The organism is Caulobacter sp. GW821-FHT10A10 (assembly GCF_059415745.1).
Genome location: NZ_JBWKNV010000001.1, coordinates 509,654 through 533,514 on the forward strand (window position 1 = coordinate 509,654; position 23,861 = coordinate 533,514).

The window sequence follows — 23,861 nt, forward strand, 5'->3', positions numbered from 1 at the left end:
ACTCTTGCGACGCCAAGCAACAGTCAATGATGCTGCCCTCCCCTCACTCCACCTCCGTCGCCCTCGCCGGCCGCGCCTTCTCCACCTCCGTCCCCGCCCCCGTGAACGGCTCCAGCCGGAAGCTGACCCGCGTCGGTTCCAGCCGCGTCCGGTACTTCACGTGCGGCTGGCCGACGAAGTTCCAGGTGGTGTCGCCGCCGACGCCCCATTGGGCGGCGTCGATGAGGAGGGTTCCGGCGTCGTGGGGGACAATGTCGGTGGATTTCCAGGTTCCGGGCGCGCGGCGGTAGAGGTCCTGGTAGGGGAAGGCCAGGGCGTTCATCATCAGGGGGACGCCGGCGGCCTCGACCCGCAGGCCCTGCGCCGCGACGCCCTGGCCGCCCGACAGTTCCAGCCAGCGCACGCCGGTCTTGTTGCCGGTGTCCTGGGGCCGCATGTAGTCGTGGTTCTGGTCGGCCAGGGCGCCGCGCCAAAGCCCGATCGGGGCCGAGGTCAGGCGGTCGACGTAGCTTTCGTGCGGGCCGCGGCCCAGCCATTCCACCGTCCTGGGCTGGTCGGGCAGGGTGAACCACAGGCCCACGCGCACCGGCGGCGGCAGATCATCCTTCAGCGGGGTGAGGTCGCCGGTCACCGCCACAGAGCCGTCGCCGGCCATGACGTAGGTGGTGACGAACTTCGCCGCGCCGGCGCCCAGGGCGTGCTCGACGACCACCTGCGCCAGGCCGCCCTCCAGCTTGCGGGCGGTGAGGCTGCGCACCTGGCGCACGTCGGTCATGACGCGCCAGGGCTTCTGCTGGGCGACCGTGCCGGTGGCGGTGTCGTTGTCGGTCTCGGCCCGGAAGAAGTTGGGGGCTCCGCCCTGGGCCAGCACCGTCCCGCCCTTGGCGTAGGCCGAGACGAGGCCGGTGGCGCGGTCGATGGTCAGGCGCGCGCCGGCCGCCTCCAGCACGACGGCGTCCTTGCCGTCGGTCAGGGCCACCGCGCCCGAACGGGCGACGGCGGGCTTGGGGGTGGCGGAGACCGCGAACTGCTCCCAGCCGACCACGAAGCCGGTCGGGGTCATCGGCACGGCGCCGGCCTTCGCCTTGGCGCGGACGGTGACGAAGTACTCGACGCCGGGCTTGGTCGCGATGGCCGGCAGCGGCAGGGTCACGGTCTCGACGCCCCGGGCCTTGGTCGAGAGCGCCGGCAGGGCGCCCGAGGCGACCTCGACGCCGTCGCCCTCCAGCACCCACTCGAAGTCGAAGCCCGACAGGTCGCGGAAGTCGTGGCGGTTGGTGATGGTCACCTTGCCGGTGGCCGGGTCGAAGCCGCCGAACTGGATCGGCGAGAGCACCTTGCGCACCTCGTAATAGTGCGGATTGGGCGTGCGATCCGGCTGGATCATGCCGTCGCCGAACTCGATGTCGCCGCCGGGGTTGGGGCCATATTCGCCGCCGTCGCCCCAGTAGCGGCGGCCGTCCTTGGCGTAGCGGTACATCGACTGGTCCACCCAGTCCCAGACGAAGCCGCCCTGCAGCTTGTCGTAGGCGTAGATGGTGTCCCAATAGTCCTTGAAGTTTCCGCCGCCGTTGCCCTGCATGTGGGCGTATTCGCACTGGATCATCGGCTGAGTGCGCGACGGATCGGTGGCCCAGTCGACCATCTTCTCGATGTCGTCGTACATGGGCGCGTAGATGTCGACATAGGCGTTGGGCTGGTGCTCCCAGTCCAGCGTGCCCCAGCCGAGATAGGAGATCAGGCGGCTGGGATCGCGCTTGCGGGCGGCGGCGGCGGCCTTGGCGAAATTGGGGCCGATGCCGGCCTCGTTGCCCAGCGACCAGAAGATCACCGACGGGTGGTTCTTGTCGCGCTCGACCATGTTCAGCACCCGGTCGCGGTGGGCCGCCTCCCAGGCCGGGTCGAAGCCCAGCTGCAGGCTTTCGCGCAGCTCCGGGTGCTTGTTGCCGTAGTCCATGTAGGCGTGGCTCTCGATATTGGCCTCGTCCATCACATAGAGGCCGTACTCGTCGGCCAGGGCGTACCAGCGCTCGTCATTGGGGTAGTGCGAGGTACGCACCGCGTTGATGTTGGCCTTCTTCATCAGCTCGATGTCGCGGCGCATCGAGGCTTCGGAGATGACGTGGAAGGTCTCCGGGTCGTGCTCGTGGCGATTGACGCCGCGGATGATGATCGGGCGGCCGTTGACCATCACCTTGCCGTCCTTGATCTCGACGGTGCGGAAGCCGATCCGCTGCGGCGTGGCCTGTACGACCTCGCCCTTGGCGTCGATCAGTTCGACCAGCAGGGTGTAGAGGTTGGGCGTCTCGGCGGTCCATTGGCGTACGCCGGGGACGGTCGCGTTCAGCGAAACGGTGCGGGCCGCGCCAGCGGCGACCTTGGTCTCGGTCTTGAGGATTTCCTTGTCGCCGTCGAGCAGGGTCATCCGTGCGGTCAGCGGGGTCTTGCGGGCGGTCAGGGAAAGGTCGGTGGAAAGGAGGCCGTCGCGATAGGCCTTGTCGAGGCCGGCGTGGACGAAGACGTCGGCCGTGCGCGCCTGGGGCACGGCCTTCAGATAGACCGAGCGCTCGATCCCCGAGACCCGCCAGAAGTCCTGGTCTTCCAGATAGGAGCCGTCGGCCCAGCGGTGCACCTGGATGGCGACGAGGTTCGTGCCCGGCTTGACCCATTTGGTGACGTCGAACTCGGCCGGCAGCTTGGAGTCCTCGTAGTAGCCGACCTCCGCTCCGTTGACCCAGACGCGGTAGGCCGCCCCGGCCGCGCCGATGTGCAGGATCACGTCCTGCCCCGACCAGCCGGCCGGGATCTCGATCGTGCGGCGGTAGGAACCGACCGGGTTGGTCGCGTGCGGGATCAGCGGACGGTTGGCCGGGAACGGGTAGGTGATGTTGTTGTAGCGGGCCTGGTCGTAACCCTCGGCCTGCCACATGGCCGGCACCTTGATGTCCTTCCACGACGAGGCGTCGTAGTCCGACTTTTCGAAGCCGTTGGGGACGTCGTCGGAGGACGGGCTGAAGTGGAAGGCCCACTGGCCGTCGAGCGACAGGTAGCGGGCGGACTTGGTCATGTCTCCGGCCAGGGCGGCGGCGCGGCTTTCGAACGGGAAGTGGCTGGCGCTGGCCGGCATCTTGCCGCGGGCGTTGACCGCCGGGTTCTCCCAGTCGGGGCGGGAGGAATCGACCTGAACGGGATCGACCTTGGGCTGGGCGAACGCCCCTGCCGCCGCCGCCAGAACCGTCATCGCCGCGCCGGCCGCCAGGATCTTCCGCATGCACGCCTCCCTCTACCCGCGTCCCGTTGGTCGGACGCTGTCGCCCTAGCATGGTGGATTCATTTGTCAGACAAAAGAGGACCAATGCGATTTGATGAGCGAAACTCGTCCCGGCGCTTTTCAGACCTCGTCCCCCGCGCCGCGCGAGACGGCGATAGGGGGCGGCGATAGGGGGTGGCGAGGGGGACGAATCCCAGCACACACTCGGCGCCTCCGCCCCGCGCCCGCGAGACCCCCATGCCCGGACCGCGCATCCTGTTCGTCGTCGACGCGGGCCCACGGGTCGGCGGCGGCCACTTCATCCGCAGCCTCAACCTGGCGCGAGCCCTGGAGGCGGAGGGCGCCGCCTGGGCCTTCGCCGGGCCGCCGGCGCTGGAGGGCCTGACGGCCGCCTTCGCGCCCGGGGCCAAGCCGGCCGGGATCTTCGAGACGCGTGAGGCCCTGGTCGCGGGCAGCGCCGCCCTGGCGGACGGCTTCGACGCCGTGGTCTTCGACCACTACGGCCTTTCCGCGCCCGACCATCGCGCCGTCGCCGGCGGGCGCCCGGCCCTGGCGGTGGACGATCTGGCCGACCGGCCGCTGGCCGCCGGCCTGGTGGTCGACGCCGGGATCTCGCGGCGCGCCGAGGACTATGCCCAGCTCGTCCCACCGGACGCGCAGCTGCTGCTGGGCCCGTCGCACGCCGCCCTGTCGCCCGCCTTCGCCGCCCTGCGCGAGACGGCCCTGGCCCGCCGTTCGACCACTTCCGAGGTCCGGCGCGTGCTGGTCTCGCTGGGCCTGACCGACGTCGGCGGGATCACCGCCCGTGTGGTCGCCGCCCTGCTCCCGGCGCTGGGCGAACGGACGCTGGACGTCGTGGTCGGCGGCCAGGCGCCCAGCCTGCCGGCCCTGCGCGCCCTGGCCGCCGCCGACCCGCGCCTGACCCTGCATATCGACAGCCGCGACATGGCCGCCCTGACGGCCGCCGCCGACCTCGCCATCGGCGCGGCCGGGTCGAGCAGCTGGGAGCGCTGCGTGCTGGGCCTGCCGACCGTGTCGCTGGTGCTGGCCGACAACCAGCGGCAGGCCGCCGGGGCCCTTTCGGCCCTGGGCGCGCACCAGGCCCTCGACGCCGCCGCGCCGGACGAGGCCCTGGCCGACGCCTTCGCCGCCCTGGCCGCCGACGCTCCCGGCCGCGCGGCGATGTCGGCCGCCGCCGCCGCGGTCTGCGACGGACGCGGCGCGGCGCGGGTGGCCGAGCGGTTCCTGGCGCGCCTGAACCCTTGAGCTCGTCCCCGGGCGGCGCTAGCCAGAAGGGTGAGATCATCCGGGGAGGCTCGAACATGCCCGACGTCAGGCTTCGCCCCGTGGCGGCGCAGGATCACGACCGGCTGCTGGCCTGGCGCAACTCGCCCGCCGTCGCCCCCTACATGTACAGCGACCACGCCATCACCCCGGCCGAGCACGCCGCCTGGTTCGCCCGCATCGGCGAGGATCCCTCGCGCCGCTACTGGATCATCGCGCTGGACGGCCTGCCCGTCGGCCTGGCCAATGTCGTCGACATCGACCGCGCCAACCGCCGCTGCACCTGGGCCTACTACCTGGCCGACCCGGCCGTGCGGGGCCTGGGGGTCGGCAGCTTCGTCGAATACTGGGTCATCGAGCACGTCTTCAACGACCTGGGCCTGGAGAAGCTCTGGTGCGAAGTCCTCGAAGACAACGAACCCGTCTGGCGCCTCCACCTGACCTTCGGCTTCCAACGCGAGGCCCTCTACCGCGCGCACGTGATCAAGGGCGGCGTGGCCCTGAACGTGGTGGGGCTGGGGCTGCTGAAGGCCGACTGGGAAGCCGGGGAGCGAGAGACGGCGCGCGGGAAGCTGGCGGCCAAGGGTTTCGAAGTGGCGTGAGCAGCGCTCCGAAGCCAGCGCTCAGGGACGGAAGTTGGGTCCGGCGTTGACGTCCCGCCCGGGGAGCTGGCGCTTAACGAGGTCCTTGATCACGCCCTTCATCCGCAACATTCCTGTCGTCGCGGGGTCCATCGCCGTCGGAAGACCATCGAAAGCGCTCTGAAGCTCCGCGAGCATGGCGGCGTAAAGCACATTGAAATTCGCCGCCAAGGCCTCGCTTTGCGGATCGCCGAACGTGGCGGGATCGGGATCATCGACCATGGGCCAGACCCCGCTCGGACCGAAGTCCACGGCCAGAGGCGCGCCTGTCGGCGGGTCGTCGGGCTTGTCGCCGGCCCCGTAGAAGCGGCCTACGGCGATCTGGTTGAAACGATAGTAGTGGGCGACGTCGAACGGCTGCTGGGAGGTGACGTCGTCGCCATCCCCGAGGGTATCGCCGTACCCCTCGCCCTGATTGACGATCTCGTCGATCGCCGCCAGCGCCGTCGCCAGGTCTCCAACGACAATGAGCCTGCCGCCTCCGTCGACACCGGCCCCGCCGTACCACTGGTCATCGAGTTGGCGCGCCGGGTCGCCGAGGAAGATCGTGCCGCCCGCGGCCTGGGCCTCGGCCTCCAGACGACGGAGCCCCTCGATGATGACCTCGTAGAAGTCTCCGATCGACGCAAAGAGATCTCCACGCCGTACGGCCGCCGCGAGCGCGCCTGGCGGCGGGTTCGGAATGGCGGCAGCGGGGGCTGGGGCCGCAACCGCCTGCCGGGGATATTCGATCTCCAGGAAAACCGCGATCGTCTGCGGCGAGAAGCGCCTCAGCCCCACCTCGACCGGCTGTCCGCGCCCGACCGGCAGGGTCGCCGGATAGACCGGCACGAAGCCGGGGTGCAGCAGGGACGGACGACCGCCGATGGCGTTCAGGACGTTGGCCGCCAGGGCCATGTGAAGCATTTCCTCGAGCACGACCGAAAGGATGATGTCGCGCGACGCCGCGTTCGTGCCCGGGCGCAACGAATAGAGCGCCGTCAGATAGGGCGGAATGGTCGTGTGCTCGAGTTCGATGGCCGCCTGCAGATAGGCCTTCAGCGTCTCGATATCCGTGATTGTCTGGTCCTGAGCCATGACGTTCCCCTTCGCGGGATTCAGGCCGTGCGAGGCAGGGGCGCCGTCGAACCGGCGCCCCTGCCTGCTAGACGGGTTCCTTGCGCAGCGTGCCCACCGTGACGTGGGGCCAGCTCAGTCCGGCGAAATCCAGCAGGACGGTCTGGGTGTACTGCAGCTGCAGGAAGCTCTCGCCGTTCTCCTCCACGGTCTCGATCCAGAAGGTCGAGGTGACCAGCGAGGCCACGGCGTTGGGCCGGGCGTTGACGCCCTGCAGGAACGCCGTGTTCGAGGTTCCCCCGCCGGCGATCTGGGTGCTGGAGGAGACGTCCAGCACCACGGTTCGGGTGATGGTCTGCCCGGCGATGGCGTCCGTGAGGACGGAGTTGGGGTTGTCGACCATCGCCTGGGTGACGCCGACCAGATCTCCGGGCGGCGACCGGAACGGTGTTGGGATCGACAGGTTGGTTTCGGGGAACTTGACCTTCCGCGTTGGACTGCCGATCTGGAACGCCGTGATGTCGACGGGGACGATGAACGGACCGCCGGCGACCGGCGGGATGGTCACCCCCTGAGCCACCATGGTGGTCCCGTGCGGGATCGACGCCATCCGCACGACGGTCGGATCGACCAGCGGATCGCTGGTCGCGGGCACCGTGGCCCAGATGCCCGGTTCGATATGCAGGCCGGCGCCGTTGTTGGAGTCCTTGATCTGCTGGAGATAGGTCACCCCGAACATCTCGATGTCCGGCTGCAGCAGGCCGCGATTGGGAATGGCGCCCTGGATCTCGGTGAACTCCAGGATCTCGTGGGTGAGGTTGAGTTCCAGAAAATGCCCCTGGTCCGGCGAGAAGAACGGCCGCCAGATCGTATTGAATCCGGGACCGCTCCACCTTCCCAGCAGCGCTTCCAGGTCGCCCAGCGGCGAGACGTCCGCGATGGCCATGAGCCGCGCCTGCGGCTCTTCGATCGGCGGCAACGGACGAAAGACGAAATCCTGCTCCAACTCCATCAAACCCTCCCCATGGGCGCGCGCGCCCTCGATGTGCGACGAGACGATGCGTGATGAGACGATGTAACGATGAGGCGACGTGACCACTAAGGACGCAGAGCACTGGGATCGGGACGTGGCCCGGATCCTTGGCGTTGGACGGCCCCCAGCTCAGCCCGACACGTTGGGGAAAGCGCCGTCGACAGGTCGAGTGTGCGCCATAGCTTCCAAAGGTCAAGCTATAGTTGCAAGTTTCATATGAACGTCTTGAACGTGAGCAGATCGGTCGATGACCCGCGGTTCGTCCGCGCCGGCGCCGCCTCGGGCGGCCGCGCCCCGACGATGGCCTTCAGCGGGTCCGCCAGCGCCATTTTGACGGCGTGGACCCGGCGCGGGGGCCAGGCTGGGCGCCGACAGGCCAAATGCTCAGGAAACTGACGCTGAGCCGGGGTCCCGGCTCTACGCTGTGCTTCAGCCGGGATGACGGTGGAGAGCGGCGACCTACCCCCGCGCGAAATCCCCCAGCGTCCGCAGATCCTCCCGCCCCGCCACCAGCGCCCGCACGTCGTCCGACGTGAACGTCGGGTTCTCCGCGTACAGCGCCACGTAGACTTCGCGCACGAAAGCCAGGTCCGACGGCAGGTCGACCGTCCAGCGGACGGCGCTTTCGTCCACCGCCTGCATCACCCCGTCGAGCACGAAGCGGTCGGGGTTGCGGTAGAAGAACGGGGTGACGTGTTCGCGTTCGTAGGGGTCGGCGGCCTCGGAGGCGGCCAGGCGCAGGAGGCCGGCGCTGGTCAGTTCGGCGTCGAGGCCGATGGGGTAGGTGCGCGCCGGGTGGGTGGTGGCCGAGTAGTCGGCGCCGACGGCCCGGTGGTGATCGAGCAGGCGCTGGATCAGCGCGGGGTCGGCCAGGGGGCAGTCGGCGGTCAGGCGCAGGACGAGGTCGTCGTCGGCCAGGCCCGCCACCGCGCCGGCGAAGCGGGCCAGGACGTCGTCGAGCGGGCCGCGGAAGGCCTCGACGCCGGCGGTCTCCAGCGTGTCGGCCAGGACGTCGTCGCTGGCGTCGTCGGAGGTGGCGACGATCAGGCGGTCGAGCGAGGGGATGCGGCGCAGGCGCTCGATCTGCCGCAGGATCATCGGCGCGCCGACCACGTCGGCCAGCACCTTGCCCGGCAGGCGGGTGGAACTCATCCGGGCCTGGAGGACGGCGGCGATCATGCGCGGGCCTTTTCGGCGAGGGCTTGGGCCACCTCGTCCATCACCCCGCCCCAGCTCTGCAGGTTCTCGGTGATGAAGGCGCGAGCCTGCGGGTACCAGGGGTAGCGGTCGGTGCCCAGGCGGGTCCAGGCCGCGGCGGCGGTGACGATCCAGATCGGCGCGCCGCAGGCCCCGGCCAGGTTGATGGTGGCGTTGGAGAAGCCGACCGTCAGGTCGAGCGCGCTGGTCAGGGCGGCGATGTCGTCGAGGTCTTCCTTCAGGTCGATGCCCGGCGGGGTCCACAGGTCGACGCCGAACTCTTCGCGGGCGATGCGGATCTCCTCGTCGCAGTCGCCGTACTGGATGTTGACGAAGCTGACGCCGGGGGTGCGCAGCACCGGCTCCCACAGGCGGAAGGGCGAGAACAGGCGGGCGCGCTCGCCGTCGAGCTTGAGGCTCTTCCAAAGCACCCCGACCTTCAGGCCCGGGCGGTTGGCCAGCACTTTGCGCCAGTGGGCGACGCGGTCGGGGTCGGGGGTCAGGAAGCGCTCACGGGCGGGGAAGCTCTCAGCCGTGGGACGCAGGGTCTGAAGCAGCGAGGCGATCGGGGTCCAGGCGTCGAACTGGTCCCAGCGCTCGATCTCGGGGGCGGTGCGGTAGACGCGGCCTTCGAGAGCGACGGTGCGGTGGCGGGTGACGTCGGCGTCCGGGAAGCTGCGGGCGAACAGGGGCACGAGGCGGCGCTCGACCACCAGGGAGAGCTTGCCGTCGGGGCCGAGGGCGTCGGCGACGTCGGGCAGCAGGCCCGCGAACATCACCTCGTCGCCCAGGCCCTGCTCGGCCATGACCAGCAGGCGCTTGCCGGCCAGGGGCTCGCCGGCGGCCAGCTGGCGGCCTTCCAGCACGAAGCGCGGGGCGTCGGGCAGGTCGGGCGAGGTGCGCGCCTCGTAGGCGGCCCAGCCCTCGGCGACGCGGCCCAGGGCCAGCAGGATGGTCGAGCGGGCGAACTGGATGGTGGCGACATCCTCGCGGGCGACGCTGTGGCGGATGGCCTGGTCGCAGTCGGCCAGCGCGCCTTCGGCGTCGCCCAGGTCGAGCCGGGCGTAGGCGCGGTTGTGATAGGCCTTGGCGAAGGCGGGATCGAGCCGGATGGCCTCGTCGAAGAAGGTCAGGGCGGTGGCGCCGTCGCCCAGGCTGCACATCACCGTGCCCAGCGTGTTCCACAGGATCGGCTGCTCGGGATGGGCGCCGATGGCGGGTTTCAGCACCTCGATCGCCTCGGACTCGGCGTTGAGGTCGCGCAGGGCGCTGGCCAGGTTGTTGAGGCCGGCCACGTCGCCCGGCTGGTGGGCCAGGTGCAGGCGGAACAGCTTGGCGGCGATGTCGGGCATGCCCATGCGATAGGCCAGGCGGCCGACGTCGGCGGCCACCGCGTCCTGGTTGGGCAGGAGCTTCAGGGCGGCCTCGTAGCATTGCATCGAGGCGGCGAAGTCGCCCAGCTTCTCGCGGGCCACGGCCAGCACGTGCCAGGCCACGCCCAGGCCCTGGTCCTGCGCCAGGGCCTTCTGGGCCAGCTGCTCGGCCTTGGCGTAGTCGTGGCGGCGCACGGCCAGGATGGCCTGGTCGAGCAGGCGGCCCTGGGCGCTGTCGCGCACCCCTTGAGTGGCCTGCTTCAGCCGGGCCAGGGCCTCCTTGGAGGCGGAGTCGCCGACGGGCGCGGCCTTGAAGCCGACATAGGCGGCGGCCGGCGCGGCCTCCTGGCCCAGAGCCAGGGCGCTGGCCGAGACGGGCTTGGGGGCGGCCTTCGCTGGGGCGGACCGGGCGGGAGCGGGGCGGTTGTGTCGCGAAGCCATGGCTCTCCTGCCGGTTGGTCGGTGCGCGCACCATCTTGCCAGAGGATTAACGCGGGCTTTAGCGCGTTGTGGGGGATGGGGCTCGTTCCCCTTCATCGCCTTCCTGGGCCTTGTGCCCAGGATCCATCGTTCAGCCGCTCAGACCTTCGCAGAACGGCCTAGGTCTGAGCGGTCGCTGGCATGGGCCCTCGCCACAAGGGCGAGGGAAGCGACTGTAGACGGACGGCGCCCTTAAGCCGTGGCCGCCGCCGCCGCCAGCACCCGCACCTCGTAGACGATCGCGGACTTGTCCCCCGCCTCGACCCGCACCCGCGTCGGCCCCTCGCCCGCCGGCAGCGGGACATCCACGGTGAAGAAGCCGTCGCGGCGGTCGGCGGGGGTGGTGAAGCGGCCGATCTCGACGCCGTCGGCCAGCACCTTCGCCGACTGGCCGGCGTCGCCGCCCCAGTAGACCAGTTGCAGGGTCAGCGGCCCGGCGCGGCGCTTCAGCGTCATTTCCAGCCAGCCGCCGCGGGCGATCCTGCGGCTGCTGCGGCCGTTCACCTGCAGGATCGCGCCGGCCCCGGCGGCGACCGCGTGATCGACCTCGGGCTGCTGCTCGCCCAGATAGACGGTGTCGACCGTACGGGCGACGGTGTCGATGCGCTGCTTCTCGGCGGCCAGGTAGGCCGGCCCCTCGGCCGTCCAGCGGGCCGGGGTGAACATCGGCAGATAGACGGCCGAGCGGCGGTTGTAGCCGGTGAAGAACGGCGACAGCTCGACCCGTCCGCCCTGGGCCAGGGGGGCGTCGAAATTGTGCGGATGAGCCCGCGTGACCCGCAGCAGGGCGGCCGGATCGCCCTGCCCCAGCAGGGCCGGCGCCGGACGGTCGAACGGCCGGTCGGCGGGACCAAGGTCGGCCGACAGCACCAGCGGCCCCGACAGCAGGGCCACGAGGTTGGGATCGTCCGGCGTCGGCTCGGCCCGCACGGTCATCGGCAGGGTCAGCTTCAGGCGGTCGCCGGCCTTCCAGCGGCGCGAGATCCGGGCGTAGCCGTCGCCCCGGGTCTGGATCGCGACCGGCTGGCCGTTGAGCTCCAGGGTCGGCTTGATGCTCCAGGCCGGCAGGCGCAGGGCCAGTTCGCGCTCGCCCTTCGGGGCGCGCTCGATGGTCAGGGTGACGTGGCCGAAGCTGGGATACTGGGTGTCGAGATCGATGGCGAAGTCGCCCTCGCCCAGGTCCAGCTTTGAAGCGATTAAGAGGTTCAGCCACAGGGTGTCGCGGCCCCGATCGCCCCCCCGCCACCAGATGCTGTCGGCGTGCTTGGCGTGGCTTTCCATGCCGCTGCCGACGCAGCACCAGAAGCTGTCCTCGTAGGTGGAGTAGCTGCGCCGGCCGCCGGCGGCCATCGGCATGAAATAGACGAAGCGGCCGTCGGCCGGGTTCTGGTGAGCCAGGATGTGGTTGAGCTGGGTGCGTTCGTAATAGTCGAACAGGGCGCCGTCGGGCTGCCAGCTCCACAGATGGCGGGTCAGCTTCAGCATGTTGTAGCTGTTGCAGGCCTCGCAGGTGGTCTCGGCCATGTGGCGGGCGATCTCGCGCGGCTTGCCGAAGTGCTCGCGGTCGGAGTTGCCGCCGATGACGTAGCTGTGGTCGCGGGTCACGGCCGTGTGGAAGAACCGCGCCGTCGTCGCCTCGGCCGGATCGCCGCCGACCTCGTACAGACGCGCCAGACCGATGACCTTGGGGATCTGGGTGTTGGCGTGCAGGCCGGCCAGCTCGTCGCGCTGGGCCGCGATCGGGTCGAGCACCGCGCGGTGGCGCAGGCGGCGGGCGATCTTCAGCCAGCGCTCGTCGCCGGTCAGGGCGTAGGTCTCGGCATAGGCCTCGTTGAGGCCGCCGTGCTCGGCCACCAGGATCTGCTGCACCTGCTCGTCGCTGAGGCCCTCGATGATCGTGGCGAAATAGCCGGCCAGGCCCGTGGCGACGTCAAGGGCGCCCGGCGTGGCGGCCAGGCGGTGGGCGTCGAGCAGGCCGGCATGCACCTTGTGCCAGGTGTAGATCGGCACCCAGCCGTCGTTGAGCCGGAAGCGCGAGGACCGGATGTCGCCCCGGCGCAGCTCCTCGAACACCTGCTTGCCGGTGGTGGCGTCGTCGCCGTCGGCGCGGGTGGTTCCGCCGACATAGCCGTCGCCGTGGGCGGCCTGCACGCGGGCCAGTTCGGCGACGATGTAGGCCAGCCGGTCACGCAGTTCCGGATCGCCGGTGTGGGCCACCTGCAGCGAGCAGGCGGTGAGATAGTGGCCGAGGGTGTGGCCGGCGATGGCGCGGGCTTCCCAGCCGCCATAGACCGGGGCCTTCACCGGCAGGCCCGCGCCCTGGTGGAAGTTGTGCAGCAGGCGGTCGGCCGACAGCGAGGCCAGATAGGCGCGGTTCGCGTCGGCGGCGCGCTGGTGATACGAGGCCTTCAGGGCGATGTGGCGGGCCGGCACGGGGGTCGCGACGATCCGGGGGCTTTGCTCGACCGGCTTGGCGGCGGCGGCGGTCGCGGCGAAGGCCAGGGCGCTGGTGGCCAGCAGGAAGGCGCGGCGGCTCGGTTTGTGCGGGTCCATGGCGTTCTTCCCCGGATTATTTGTCTGACTATTGCAGGCAAGAGAGCATGATGGGTGGCGGGGCTCAAGTCGGCGGCCCTCCTCCCCCCGTAAAATCCCCGCGAAAGCGGGGACCCAGGCGTTTTATCGTCGAGCGCCCTGCCTTTCAGAAAAAGCCTGGGTCCCCGCTTTCGCGGGGATTTTACGGAGAGGGGAATGGATCCCGCTCCACCCGCTTGCCAGACCGGTCATATTGTCTGACAAGAGCAAAAACATGGGAGGATGCGAGTGACCCTGGATCTGCACCGGCGCGGCCTGCTGGCCGCCGGACTGATGGCCGGCGCGGCCTCGACCACCGCTTCCGCCGCCGCGACCAAGCCGGCCGCCAAGCCCAAGAAGGCCCCCGCCCTGCTGGCCCCGCGGCCGCCGATGGGCTGGAACAGCTGGAACAGCTTCGCCACCACCATCACCGAGGCCCAGTCGCTGGAGACGGCGCGGATCATGGCCTCGAAACTGCTGCCGTTCGGCTACGACGTCTTCACGGTCGACATCCAGTGGTACGAGCCCGAGGCCGCCAGCTACGAGTACAACCGCAATCCCCAGCCGGCGATGGACGGCTTCGGGCGGCTGATCCCCGCGCCCAACCGCTTTCCGTCCAGCGCCGGGGGCAAGGGCTTCAAGGCCCTGGCCGACCAGGTTCATGCGATGGGCCTGAAGTTCGGGGTGCACCTGATGCGCGGGATCCCGCGCGCGGCGGTGAAGGCCAATCTGCCGGTGCTGGGGACCAAGGTCCGCGCCGCCGACATCGCCGACACCGCCAGCCTCTGCACCTGGAACCCGGACATGTACGGCGTCGACATGACCAAGCCCGGCGCCCAGGCCTATTACGACAGCGTGTTCAGGCTGCTGGCCGACTGGGGCGTCGACTTCGTGAAGATGGACGACATGAGCCGTCCCTACGACGCCCATGCGCCCGAGATCGAGGCGGCGCACAAGGCGATCGCGGCCACCGGGCGGCCGATCGTGCTGAGCCTGTCGCCGGGCGAGACGCCGGTGGCGCGGGCCGCCCACGTGCGCCGCTACGCCCAGATGTGGCGGATCTCGGACGACTTCTGGGACGAGTGGTCCATGCTGGAAGCCCAGTTCACCCGGCTGGAGAACTGGAACGAGCACCGCGTGATCGGCGGCTGGCCCGACGCCGACATGCTGCCGCTGGGGCGGCTGGCGCTGGGCAAGCGCGACACCAAGTTCACGCCCGACGAGCAGCGCACCCTGATGACCCTGTGGGCCATCGCCCGCTCGCCCCTGATCATGGGCGGCGACCTGCGCCACCTGGATGAGCCGACGCTCAGCCTGTTGACCAACCGCGCCGTGCTGGCGGTGAACCAGGCCAGCACCGGCAACCAGCCGCACTTCATCGCCGACGGCATGCGGATCTGGTCGGCCCGGCCGGAGGGGGCGCCGAAGGATCGCTACGTGGCGCTGTTCAACACCACCGAGAAGCCGAAGGCCGTGGGCCTGCCGCTGCGGGACCTGGGGCTGGCCGGCTCGGTCTCGGCCCGCGACCTGTGGAGCGGCGAGGACCTGGGCCGCGTGTCGGGCCGGGTGGAGCGGACGGTGGCCCCGCACGGGGCGGCGCTGCTGCGGCTGGGGTAGGTTCCCTCCACACTCTTTCTCGTCATCCCGGCCGGAGCGAAGCGCAGAGCCGGGACCCAGGGGCCGCCGCACAGCGCCGGCCACGGCAGGGCGGCGGGATCACGCGCGGCGCCCGGTCCCCTGGGTCCCGGATAAGCCCTGCGGGCTTTCCGGGATGACGAAGGTTTGTGGGTGATGCCCACCGCCTCCGAAACGCGCTATGCACGGACCCATGGAGCGTGGGCGCAGCATCCTCATCGTCGGCGGCGGGACGGCCGGGTGGCTGACGGCCGCCTATCTGGCCAAGAGCCTGCGCATCGCCGAGCAGGACCATCTGCGCATCACGGTGCTGGAGTCGCCCGACATCGGCATCATCGGCGTGGGCGAGGCGACCTTCCCCACAATCCGCACGACCTTGCAGTTCTTAGGCATCGACGAGACGCGGTTCATCCGCGAGACCTCGGCCACCTTCAAGCAGGGCATCCGCTTCGTCGACTGGGGGCACGCGCCGGAAGGCGGCCAGCGCCACCAGTACTTCCACCCGTTCGAGGCGCCGTTCTCAGCCGACGGGGCCAGTCTGGCGCCCTACTGGCTGCTGCAGGACGAGGCCACGCGCCCGCCGTTCGCCGAGGCCATGACCATCCAGGCGCGGGTGGCCGGCGCCCAGCGCGCGCCCAAGCGGCCGCACGAGGGCAACTTCGCCGGGCCGCTGAACTACGCCTACCATTTCGACGCCGCCAAGCTGGCCCAGGTGCTGGCCGACCGCGCCCGGGAACTGGGCGTGGAGCGGCTGGAGGGGCTGATGACAAGCGTCGCCCTCGACGCCGACGGGAGCATCGACCACGTCGCCTGCGCCGAGCACGGCCGGCTGGAGGCCGACCTCTACATCGACTGCACCGGTTTCCGCGCCGAACTGATCGGCCAGGCCCTGCAGGCGCCGTTCAAGTCGACCCGGCCGGTGCTGTTCACCGACCGCGCCCTGGCCTGCCGGGTTCCCTACGAGCGGCCCGACGCGCCGATCCAGAGCTTCACCGTCGCCACCGCCCACGAAGCCGGCTGGATCTGGGACATCGGCCTGGCCGGCGCGCGCGGCGTCGGCTGCGTCTATTCCAGCGACCACATGGACGACGATCGCGCCGAGGCGATCCTGCGCGCGCATCTGGGCGAAAACGTCGAGATCACCCCCAAGGCGATCAGCTTCGAGGCCGGCTATCGCGAGCGGCAGTGGGTGAAAAACTGCGTGGCGGTGGGCCTGTCGGCGGGGTTCCTGGAGCCTCTGGAATCGACCGGCGTGGTGCTGATCGAGGCGGCGGTGGCGATCATCGCCGAGCTTTTCCCGCACAACGGTCCGATCGACGCCCCGGCCCGGCGCTTCAACCAGCTGATGAGCGCCCGCTACGACAACATCATCGCCTTCCTGAAGCTGCACTACTGCCTGAGCCGGCGCACCGAGCCGTTCTGGCGCGACAACGCAGACCCCGCCTCGATCCCCGAGCGGCTGGCCGAGCTGCTGGAACAATGGCGTCACCGCCCGCCCAGCCGCTACGACTTCATCCTCGATCTCGAGACCTTCGCCTTCTTCAACTACCAGTACATTCTCTACGGCATGGGCTTCAAAACCGACCTGTCGCCGGGCCGGGGCGAGTTCCCCGACGTGCAGTCGGCCCAGAAGCAGTTCGCCCGCATCCGCGCCTTCGGCGAACGCGCCACCCACGACCTGCCCAGCCACCGCGACCTGATCTCGCAGATCAACCGCTTCGGCTTCGACCGCCCCCTGGAGCCGGCGTAAAAATCCCTCTCTCGTGGAGAGAGGGAGGGGCCCGCCGCGCAGCAGTGGGAGGGTGAGAGGGTACGCTCTTGGCCGCCCTCGCACGAAAAAGGGCCGCCCCTTTCGAGACGGCCCTTGTCCTCAAATCCCGCCTTCCTCGCCCCTGTGGCGAGGACCCAGGGCCGGGCCAGGCTCGGCGCCCTCAGACTGGACGCCGCCAGCGTGGCCGCGAACGGCCCGAGATCTCGGCGGCTAAACTCTGGGCCCTAGGCACAAGGCCTAGGGAGGCGGGTGTATTTAGCCTCGCGCCTGGATCGGCGGGCTTTGTTACCTCTCACCCTCCCACGCCTTGCGGCGCGGGCCCCTCCCTCTCTCAAAGAGAGAGGGGTCAGAAAAGTTAGGCCGCTTCCGCCACTCGGGCGTCCACGGCGTCCAGCTCGCCGCTTTCGCGGGCCTTCTTGCCGTAGACCACCTCGAACAGCGGGCTGGCCATCACCGTGGTGACGATCGCCATCAGCACCAGCATCGAGAACAGGGTCGGGCCGATGATGCCCTTCTGCAGGCCGATGTTGATGATGATCAGCTCCATCAGGCCGCGCGAGTTCATCAGGGCGCCGATGCCCATGGCGGTGGCGTGGTTCTCGCCGGTGGCGCGGGCGGCGAGGTAGCAGGCGCCCCACTTGGCCAGGATCGAGGCGGCCAGGATCCCCAGGGCGATCAGCAGCAGGGCCGGCGAGTTGACCATGTCCATCCGGGTGTTGAGGCCCGAATAGGTGAAGAACATCGGCAGCAGCAGCACGACGGCCAGCGGCTCGACCTTCTTCTTCAGCTCCTCGACCAGCTTGCCGCGCGGGATCACGACCCCGAGGATGAAGCCGCCGAAGATGGCGTGGATGCCGACGGCGTCCATCAGGAAGGCCGAGATGCAGAAGGCCAGGATGACCAGGGCCAGGACGCCCGTGCTCATCTCGCCCTCGCGCTCGACGATGCGGCCCAGCGGGGCCAGGATCTTCGGACCCAGCAGGACGACGAACGCCACCCAGGCCAGGCCGCCGCCGATGGCCAGCAGGGCCACGCCCGGGCCGCCGCCGAAGGTGGCCAGCACCACCGCCAGCACGCACCAGGAGACGGCGTCGTCGAAGGCGCCGGCGGTCAGCGACAGGGTGCCCAGCGAGGTCTTGGCCAGGCCCCGCTCGTTGATGATCCGGGCCAGCATCGGGAAGGCGGTCAGGGCGATGCAGGCGCCCATGAACAGGGTGGCAGGACCCTGGCCGATGGTCGGGGCGAAGAGGCCCGGCACCTTCAGCAGGAACGGGGTGATGGCGGCGGCGATCAGGAACGGCGCGGCGATGCCGGCGAACGACACGCTCATCGCGCTCTTGGCCTTTGCCTTGAAGTGGCCGGCCTGGAAGCTGGTGCCGACCATGAACATGTAGAGGCCCACGCCCAGCTGGGCGCCGACGTACAGGACGTTCTTGGTCTCCTTGGGGAACAGGGCCAGCTGGAAGTGCGGGAACAGCAGGCCCAGCAGCGACGGGCCCAGCACCACGCCGGCGATCATCTCGCCGACCACCTGGGGCTGCTTGAGGAACTTCTGGCCCAGCCAGCCGACCACGCGGCAGGCCAGCACGATGACGGCCAGCTGCAGGAAGAAGTGCACGCTGAAATCGGTGGGCGTGAAGCTCTTGGCCGCGGCCTTGGTGGCCGGCCCATGGGCGTTGAGCAGGTCCGCCGCCGTGGCGATGGTCTGCGCGAGTAGGTCTGACACCGGTTCGTTCCCCCTAGGATCGTTTCTTTGCGGCGGGCCGCTTGCCCCTATGCCGCGCAGAGATCTGACCAATGCGCAATGCGTCGGAGGTTGATCGCGGCCGCGCGGCTTTCGATTGTTTTCGCTGGCGAATTATCCGTTGCTCGAACGCCACTATGTAGGTACGTACCTACACGACAGCCCTGTCATTTCGGGTCGGAGCGGACGCTTCATGAAGGTGGTCAGCAGCCGCGAGTTCAATCAGGACGTCAGCGCGGCCAAGCGCGCGGCGAGAATCGAGCCGGTGTTCGTCACCGATCGCGGCCGGGCCACCCACGTGCTGATGAGCGTCGAGGCCTATCGCAAGCTGGCCGGCCAGGCCGAGACCATCGTCGACCTGCTGGCCATGGACGAGCCCGTGCCGGTGGACGCCAAGCCCGCCAGGTCGTCGGTCGCCTGGGGCCGGTCGCCCGCCAAGCCGGAGCGCGGCTGATGCACCTGCTCGACACCGAGATCGTGCTGGAGCTGCGCGGGGCCAGGGCCGGACGCACGGATCCCGGCCTGGCGCGCTGGGCCGCGGGCGCGGCGCGCTCGGGCCTGTTCATCTCGGCGATCACCCTGCTGGAGCTGGAAACCGAGGTCGCCCAGGCCGAGCGGCGCGACAAGATCGCCGGCAAGGCCCTGCGGACCTGGCTGGACGAGCAGGTGGGGCCGGCCTTCGAGGGCCGGATCCTGGCCGTCGACGCCGCCGTCGTGCGGGCCCGCGCCAAGGTTCCCCTGGCCGATCCCCGCGACGCCCTGCTGGCCGCCACCGCCCTGGAGCACGGCCTGACCCTGGTCACCCGCGACGTCGCCGCCTTCAAGGTCGCCCGGCTGAAGCTGTTCAACCCTTGGGGCTACGCGCCCGACGCCGTCGAGGACGACGAGGACTGGGGCCAGGCGGCCAAGGCCGGCTCGCAGTGGATCCGGAACCTGTTCGTGCGGGGTTAGGACCACCCTCTCCTCGTCATCCCGGAAAGCCCGCAGGGCTTATCCGGGACCCAGGGGCCACGCGCAGGGCGACGGCGAGCGGACAGGAAGCGAACCCAAACGCAGCGACCAGTCCCCTGGGTCCCGGCTCTACGCTGCGCTTCGGCCGGGATGACGATGTAGATCGGATGAGGAGCCTATCGGTCCGCAGGGGCGTTCGACCTGTCCCGATAGCCGGATGGATCCATGCAGCCCGACACGACGCCCAAGCCTCCCAAGCGCACCCGGTTCAAGGCCATGGGCCTGACGATCGCGATCATCGCCATCCTGGCCGTGGTGATGTTCATCGGCTTCAACGCCTACTACGCGACGCTGACGCACTAGGGACCGATCAGGGGGCGGCGGACGCCCCCGCAACTTCCCCCACGTCACCGCACTTAACCAAAAACCGACGTTTCGTCCGCATTGTACGGCCAGACCGCGCCCCTGGCCGCCTCTTCGGCCCCGGGCGCGCTGGGGAATATCGTGGGGACCGACCGCCTCGACATCGCGATCGATCGCGCCGATGCGCGCCGATGGGCCGTGCGCCGCTGGCGTCGGCCCGTGGGGCTGACGATCGCCTATCTGGCGTCGATGGCCTACAGCCTGTTCCTGACCGGCGCGGCCCAGGAGATCGCCACCATCTGGACGGCCAACGCCGTGCTGATCGCCGGGCTGATGGTGCTGGACCGCCGCCGGGGCGTCGGGCTGCTGGTGGTGTGCACGGCGCTGCATCTGGTGCTCAGCCTGCTGACCAGCAAGTCGTCGGCCTTCGCCGTGGCCGTGACGGCGCTGGACGCCGTGCAGATCACCTCGACGGCCCTGGCCCTGCGGCTGCTGCGCCTGCCCGGACGGGTGCGCGGCATGCGCGGCCTGCTGGTTCTGACCCTGGTGTCGGCGGCGTTCACGGCGGCGACCTCGATCGGCGTCAACGGCCTGGCCTCGATGGCCGAGGGCGGCGGCTTCTGGACCGGCTGGAGCGGCTGGACCACCAGCAACGTGCTGGGCGTGGCCGTGGCCCTGCCTACCATACTGATCCTGATGGACCGCCGCCACGCCGAGGCCTTCCCGGTGCGCGGCTGGCTGGAGCCGACCTTCGGCCTGGCCGCGATCGGCGCGATCTCGTGGCTGGTGTTCACCGGCCCGCCGCAGTTGCGGGTGCTGGTGTTCGCGCCGGTGGTGCTGGCCGCCTTCCGCGGCGGTCCGCGCGCGGCCGCCCTGTCGGTGATGGTCGCCCTGGCCACGGCCATTCCGGCGGTGCTGTCGATCGTCGGGCTGGACGCCCGGGCGGCGGCCGAGCCGATGCGCCACCTGCTGCTGTTCCACGTCGTGCTCTATGCGGTGAGCATGGCCGCGGCCCTGACGCTGAGCCGCCAGGCGCGGCTTTCGGCCCTGCTGGTGCGCCGTCAGGCCGCCGCCCGCGCGGCCCAGGCCCGCGCCCAGGCCGCCAACGCCGCCAAGTCGGAGTTCCTGGCCACGATCAGCCACGAGATCCGCACCCCGCTGAACAGCATCCTCGGCTTCACCGGCCTGGTGGCCGAGGACGCGCAGTTGTCGGCCGAGAACCGCCGTCGCCTGGACCTGGTCGGCCGCGCCGGCCGCTCGCTGGCCGAGATCGTCGGCGACCTGCTGGACTTCGCCAAGGTCGAGGCCGGCCGCCTGGAGCTGACGCCGGAGCCCACCTCGCCCGCCGCCCTGCTGCGCGACGCCGCCGCCATCATCGCCCCCGAAGCGCAGGCCAAGGGTCTGACCGTGACGGTTTCCGTGGAGGCGCTGGGCGGCCAGGACGCCGAGGCCCTGTTCGCCCTCGACGAGACCCGCCTGCGCCAGGTGCTGCTGAACCTGCTCAACAACGCCGTGAAGTTCACCACCCAGGGCCAGGTCGCCGCCCGGCTGGTGGTGGGGCCCGAGACCGGCGCCCTGCGCTTTTCGGTGACCGACACCGGCATCGGCATCGCCCCGCAGGTGCAGGCCCGCCTCTTCCAGCGCTTTTCCCAGGCCGACAGCTCGATCAGCCGCGCCTATGGCGGCACCGGCCTGGGCCTGGCGATCAGCAAGGCCCTGGTCGGCCAGATGGGCGGGGCGATCTGGGTCGAGAGCGCGCTGGGGGCCGGGGCCGCTTTTCACATCGCCCTGACAGCCGAGCCGGCCGCCGCCGCCCCGGTCGCCGACGAGGCCCTGCCCGCCCCGGCCGCCGCCCGCGTGCTGCTGGTCGACGACCACCCGATGAACCGCGAGCTGGGCGACGCCTTGCTGACCCTGGCCGGCTGCCAGGTGTTCACCGCCGAGGACGGCTTCCAGGCCGTGGAGGCCGCCCGCAGCGGCGGCTTCGACCTGATCCTGATGGACGTGCACATGCCGGGAATGGACGGCCTGGCCGCCGCCCGCGCCATTCGCGCCTTCGACGGGCCGGCCGGCGCGACGCCGATCCTGGCGCTCAGCGCCGACGTCCTGCCCGAGCAGGTGGCCCGCTGCCGCGCCGCCGGCATGGACGGCCATGTGCCCAAGCCGATCCGCCGCGAGGAGCTGATGGCCGCCGTGTCGCGCGCCCTGGCCGAGGGGCCGAAGGAGGCCCGCGAGGGCGAGCGCCGCACGCACGAGCAACCGGAGCGCGACGGAACGTCGCAGAACTTGGCCGCATACGGAAAAAGCGTTCTGCCTTAACCCTTTTTCCGGTTCGGCGTGATCGATGGGAACACCCGGTCGCCCGCGCGGCCGGAGGGGGAAGACGGGGCCTTGGACGCAACAGCCGCACCAGGACGTGAGAGCGCCGCCGCGCCATGGCTGCGGCTGGCCGGGCTCGCCGCGGCGTTCGTGATCTCGTTCGCCTTCAGCGACCTCCTGACCCGCGACTCCAACGGCATGCCCTCGCTGTGGCCGATGAACGCCATACTGGCGGCGGCCCTGCTGCACCTGGGACCGGTGCAGCGGCGGATCATGCTGACCCTGGCCCTGGTCACCAACGCCGTGGTCCATCGCCTGGCCGGCGACCCATGGCTGGTCATCGTCATCTACGCGGCCTGCGACATGGCCGAGAGCCTGGCCGCCGCGGCCGTCGCCCGCCGCCTGCGCGGCCCCCGGGCCTCGATCCGCAGCGTCCGCCACGCCCTGGTGCTGGTGGCCGCCATCCTGCCCATCACCCTGACCGCCGCGGCCGTCGGCTCGAGCCTGACCGCGCCGATGGTCGGGGCGAACCTGGCCAACTTCTTCGCCGGCTGGGCCTCGGCCAACGGCATGGGCATGATCATCACCCTGCCCGCCGCCCTGATCATCCTGGACCGCACGCCGGACCTGGCCTTCCGCCGGCCGCTGCCGGTGCGGCTTTCGCTGTACGGCCTGGTGGCGGCGGTCACCGCCTTCGCCTTCCTGAAGACCCGCACGCCGATGCCGTTCCTGATCTTCCCGGCGGCCATGCTGGCGGCCTTCCAGCTGGGGCCGCGCGGGGCGGCCTGGAGCGCCGTGGTGATCATCGCCGTCACCGCCCCGCTGACCATCGGCAGCGAAGGCGTGGCGCGGATCGCCCCACGCTGGGACGAGGTCGACCGCATCCGCATGGTCCAGGCCTTCGTGACCACGGTGTTCTTCACCTCGCTGGCCGCGGCCCTGTCGCTCTACAAGGAGGCGCGGCTGAAGACCCTGATGGCCCGCCGCAGCGCCGCCGCCCGCGCCGCCCGGGCCCGCGCCCAGGCCGCCGGCCGCGCCCGCACCGACTTCCTGGCGACCATGAGCCACGAGATCCGCACCCCGCTGAACAGCGTGCTGGGCTTCGCGGGCCTGCTGGCCGAGACCGAGGACGGACTCTCCCCCGCCGGCCGTCGGAAGCTCGAATTGATCGCCCAGGCCGGCGGCTCGCTGGCCACCATCGTCGACGACATTCTCGACTTCTCGCGTCTGGAGGCCGGCCGTGTGGAGCTACGCCCCGAGGCCGTGGACCCGGCCGCCCTGCTGGCCGACGCCGCCTCGATCATCGCCCTGTCGGCCCAGTCCAAGGGCCTGTCGCTGTCGGTCGAGGCCGACCTGGAAGCGGCCTGCGACTACGCGCTCGATCCGGCCCGCCTGCGCCAGGTGCTGCTGAACCTGCTCAACAACGCCGTGAAGTTCACCGCCGGCGGCGGGGTGCGGGCGAGCGTGGCCCTTGAAACCGGCGCGGATGGGAGCGCGGACGGCGCCGAGCGCCTGCGCTTCACCATCGCCGACACCGGCATCGGCATCGCGCCCGAGGTGCAGGACCGGCTCTTCCAGCGGTTCAGCCAGGCCGACGGTTCGATCAGCCGGGCGTTCGGCGGGGCGGGCCTGGGCCTGGCGATCAGCAAGACCCTGGTCACCCGCATGGGCGGCGAGATCGGCGTCGACAGCGCCCTGGGCCAGGGCGCGACCTTCTGGTTCACCGTCCCCGCCGTCCCGGCCCGCGCCGCCGACGCCGCCCGGGTCGAGCAGGAGGCCGCCGCCCGGGTGCTGCTGGTCGACGACCACCCGATGAACCGCGAACTGGGCGCGGCCATGCTGGTCCTGGCCGGCTGCGCGGTGCAGACCGCCGAGGACGGCGACGAGGCCGTGCGCATCGCCGCCGACGGCGGTTTCGACGTCATCCTGATGGACATCCACATGCCGCGCATGGACGGCCTGGCCGCCGCCCGCGCCATCCGCGCCCTGGACGGTCCCGCCGCCCGCGTGCCGATCATCGCCCTCTCGGCCGACGTCATGCCCCACCAGATCGAACGCTGCCGCCAGGCCGGCATGGTCGACCACGTCGCCAAGCCGATCCAGCGCGACGCCCTGATCACGGCCCTGAACCAGTGGATCGGCCGGGAGAGCGCGGCGGCTTAGGGGCGGGCG

Annotated in this window: 16 protein-coding genes; 9 read left to right on the forward strand and 7 right to left on the reverse strand. The window is 70.7% G+C overall.

The window, feature by feature from the left end; genetic code table 11:
* Positions 1 to 43: 43 nt before the first annotated feature.
* Positions 44 to 3,271 (reverse strand): glycoside hydrolase family 2 TIM barrel-domain containing protein, encoded by a 3,228-nt coding sequence (locus tag AC07NS_RS02480; RefSeq protein WP_494601189.1) that lies wholly within the window; start codon positions 3,269 to 3,271, stop codon positions 44 to 46.
* 237 nt (positions 3,272 to 3,508) lie between these two features.
* Here AC07NS_RS02480 and pseG point away from each other — a divergent pair, with 237 nt between their 5' ends.
* Both pseG and pseH read left to right on the forward strand, forming a co-directional pair.
* Positions 3,509 to 4,537: a UDP-2,4-diacetamido-2,4,6-trideoxy-beta-L-altropyranose hydrolase gene (gene pseG, locus AC07NS_RS02485; RefSeq protein WP_494601191.1), complete on the forward strand. Its 1,029-nt coding sequence runs from the start codon at positions 3,509 to 3,511 to the stop codon at positions 4,535 to 4,537.
* A 56-nt stretch (positions 4,538 to 4,593) separates the two neighbouring features.
* Entirely contained in the window at positions 4,594 to 5,157 is a 564-nt protein-coding gene (pseH, locus tag AC07NS_RS02490; protein ID WP_494601192.1) for a UDP-4-amino-4,6-dideoxy-N-acetyl-beta-L-altrosamine N-acetyltransferase, read from the forward strand.
* A 21-nt stretch (positions 5,158 to 5,178) separates the two neighbouring features.
* Here the strand turns inward: pseH and AC07NS_RS02495 are convergent, their stop codons facing one another.
* The 5 genes from AC07NS_RS02495 to AC07NS_RS02515 form a co-directional block, all read right to left on the reverse strand.
* Positions 5,179 to 6,273 carry a ferritin-like domain-containing protein gene (locus tag AC07NS_RS02495; RefSeq protein ID WP_494601194.1) on the reverse strand — a complete coding sequence of 365 codons (1,095 nt, stop codon included), beginning with the start codon at positions 6,271 to 6,273 and terminating at the stop codon, positions 5,179 to 5,181.
* A gap of 67 nt (positions 6,274 to 6,340) precedes the next feature.
* Positions 6,341 to 7,264, reverse strand: a complete 924-nt coding sequence (locus tag AC07NS_RS02500; protein WP_494601195.1) for a heme-binding protein — start codon at positions 7,262 to 7,264, stop codon at positions 6,341 to 6,343.
* A 480-nt stretch (positions 7,265 to 7,744) separates the two neighbouring features.
* The gene (locus tag AC07NS_RS02505; RefSeq protein ID WP_494601197.1) at positions 7,745 to 8,464 is read right to left on the reverse strand and encodes a cytidylyltransferase domain-containing protein; all 720 of its coding nucleotides are present in this window, start codon (positions 8,462 to 8,464) and stop codon (positions 7,745 to 7,747) included.
* Positions 8,461 to 10,296 carry a tetratricopeptide repeat protein gene (locus tag AC07NS_RS02510; protein ID WP_494601199.1) on the reverse strand — a complete coding sequence of 612 codons (1,836 nt, stop codon included), beginning with the start codon at positions 10,294 to 10,296 and terminating at the stop codon, positions 8,461 to 8,463. The genes AC07NS_RS02505 and AC07NS_RS02510 overlap by 4 nt, the downstream gene beginning before the upstream one ends.
* Before the next feature lie 231 nt (positions 10,297 to 10,527).
* Positions 10,528 to 12,888: a beta-L-arabinofuranosidase domain-containing protein gene (locus tag AC07NS_RS02515; protein ID WP_494601201.1), complete on the reverse strand. Its 2,361-nt coding sequence runs from the start codon at positions 12,886 to 12,888 to the stop codon at positions 10,528 to 10,530.
* Between the two features lie 261 nt (positions 12,889 to 13,149).
* On the opposite strand from AC07NS_RS02515, the gene AC07NS_RS02520 reads away from it, so the two are divergent.
* Complete coding sequence (locus AC07NS_RS02520; RefSeq protein ID WP_494601202.1) at positions 13,150 to 14,523, forward strand: glycoside hydrolase family 27 protein; 1,374 nt, start codon at positions 13,150 to 13,152, stop codon at positions 14,521 to 14,523.
* 199 nt (positions 14,524 to 14,722) lie between these two features.
* Complete coding sequence (locus tag AC07NS_RS02525) at positions 14,723 to 16,291, forward strand: tryptophan halogenase family protein (protein WP_494601203.1); 1,569 nt, start codon at positions 14,723 to 14,725, stop codon at positions 16,289 to 16,291.
* A gap of 376 nt (positions 16,292 to 16,667) precedes the next feature.
* Here AC07NS_RS02525 and AC07NS_RS02530 read toward each other — a convergent pair whose 3' ends face one another.
* Positions 16,668 to 18,038, reverse strand: coding sequence for a cation:proton antiporter (locus tag AC07NS_RS02530; protein ID WP_494601204.1), 1,371 nt, complete (start codon positions 18,036 to 18,038; stop codon positions 16,668 to 16,670).
* Positions 18,039 to 18,249: 211 nt separating this feature from the next.
* Between AC07NS_RS02530 and AC07NS_RS02535 the strand changes: the two genes are divergently transcribed.
* From AC07NS_RS02535 to AC07NS_RS02555, 5 genes are all read left to right on the forward strand, one after another.
* Positions 18,250 to 18,510 (forward strand): type II toxin-antitoxin system Phd/YefM family antitoxin, encoded by a 261-nt coding sequence (locus AC07NS_RS02535; protein ID WP_494601205.1) that lies wholly within the window; start codon positions 18,250 to 18,252, stop codon positions 18,508 to 18,510.
* Entirely contained in the window at positions 18,510 to 19,007 is a 498-nt protein-coding gene (locus AC07NS_RS02540) for a type II toxin-antitoxin system VapC family toxin (protein WP_494601206.1), read from the forward strand. Before AC07NS_RS02535 ends, AC07NS_RS02540 begins: the two co-directional genes overlap by 1 nt.
* Positions 19,008 to 19,232: 225 nt before the next feature.
* The gene (locus AC07NS_RS02545) at positions 19,233 to 19,370 is read left to right on the forward strand and encodes a hypothetical protein (RefSeq protein ID WP_494601207.1); all 138 of its coding nucleotides are present in this window, start codon (positions 19,233 to 19,235) and stop codon (positions 19,368 to 19,370) included.
* Positions 19,371 to 19,511: 141 nt separating this feature from the next.
* Positions 19,512 to 21,689, forward strand: a complete 2,178-nt coding sequence (locus tag AC07NS_RS02550) for an ATP-binding protein (RefSeq protein WP_494601208.1) — start codon at positions 19,512 to 19,514, stop codon at positions 21,687 to 21,689.
* A 72-nt stretch (positions 21,690 to 21,761) separates the two neighbouring features.
* Entirely contained in the window at positions 21,762 to 23,852 is a 2,091-nt protein-coding gene (locus AC07NS_RS02555; RefSeq protein WP_494601209.1) for an ATP-binding protein, read from the forward strand.
* Positions 23,853 to 23,861: the final 9 nt, after the last annotated feature.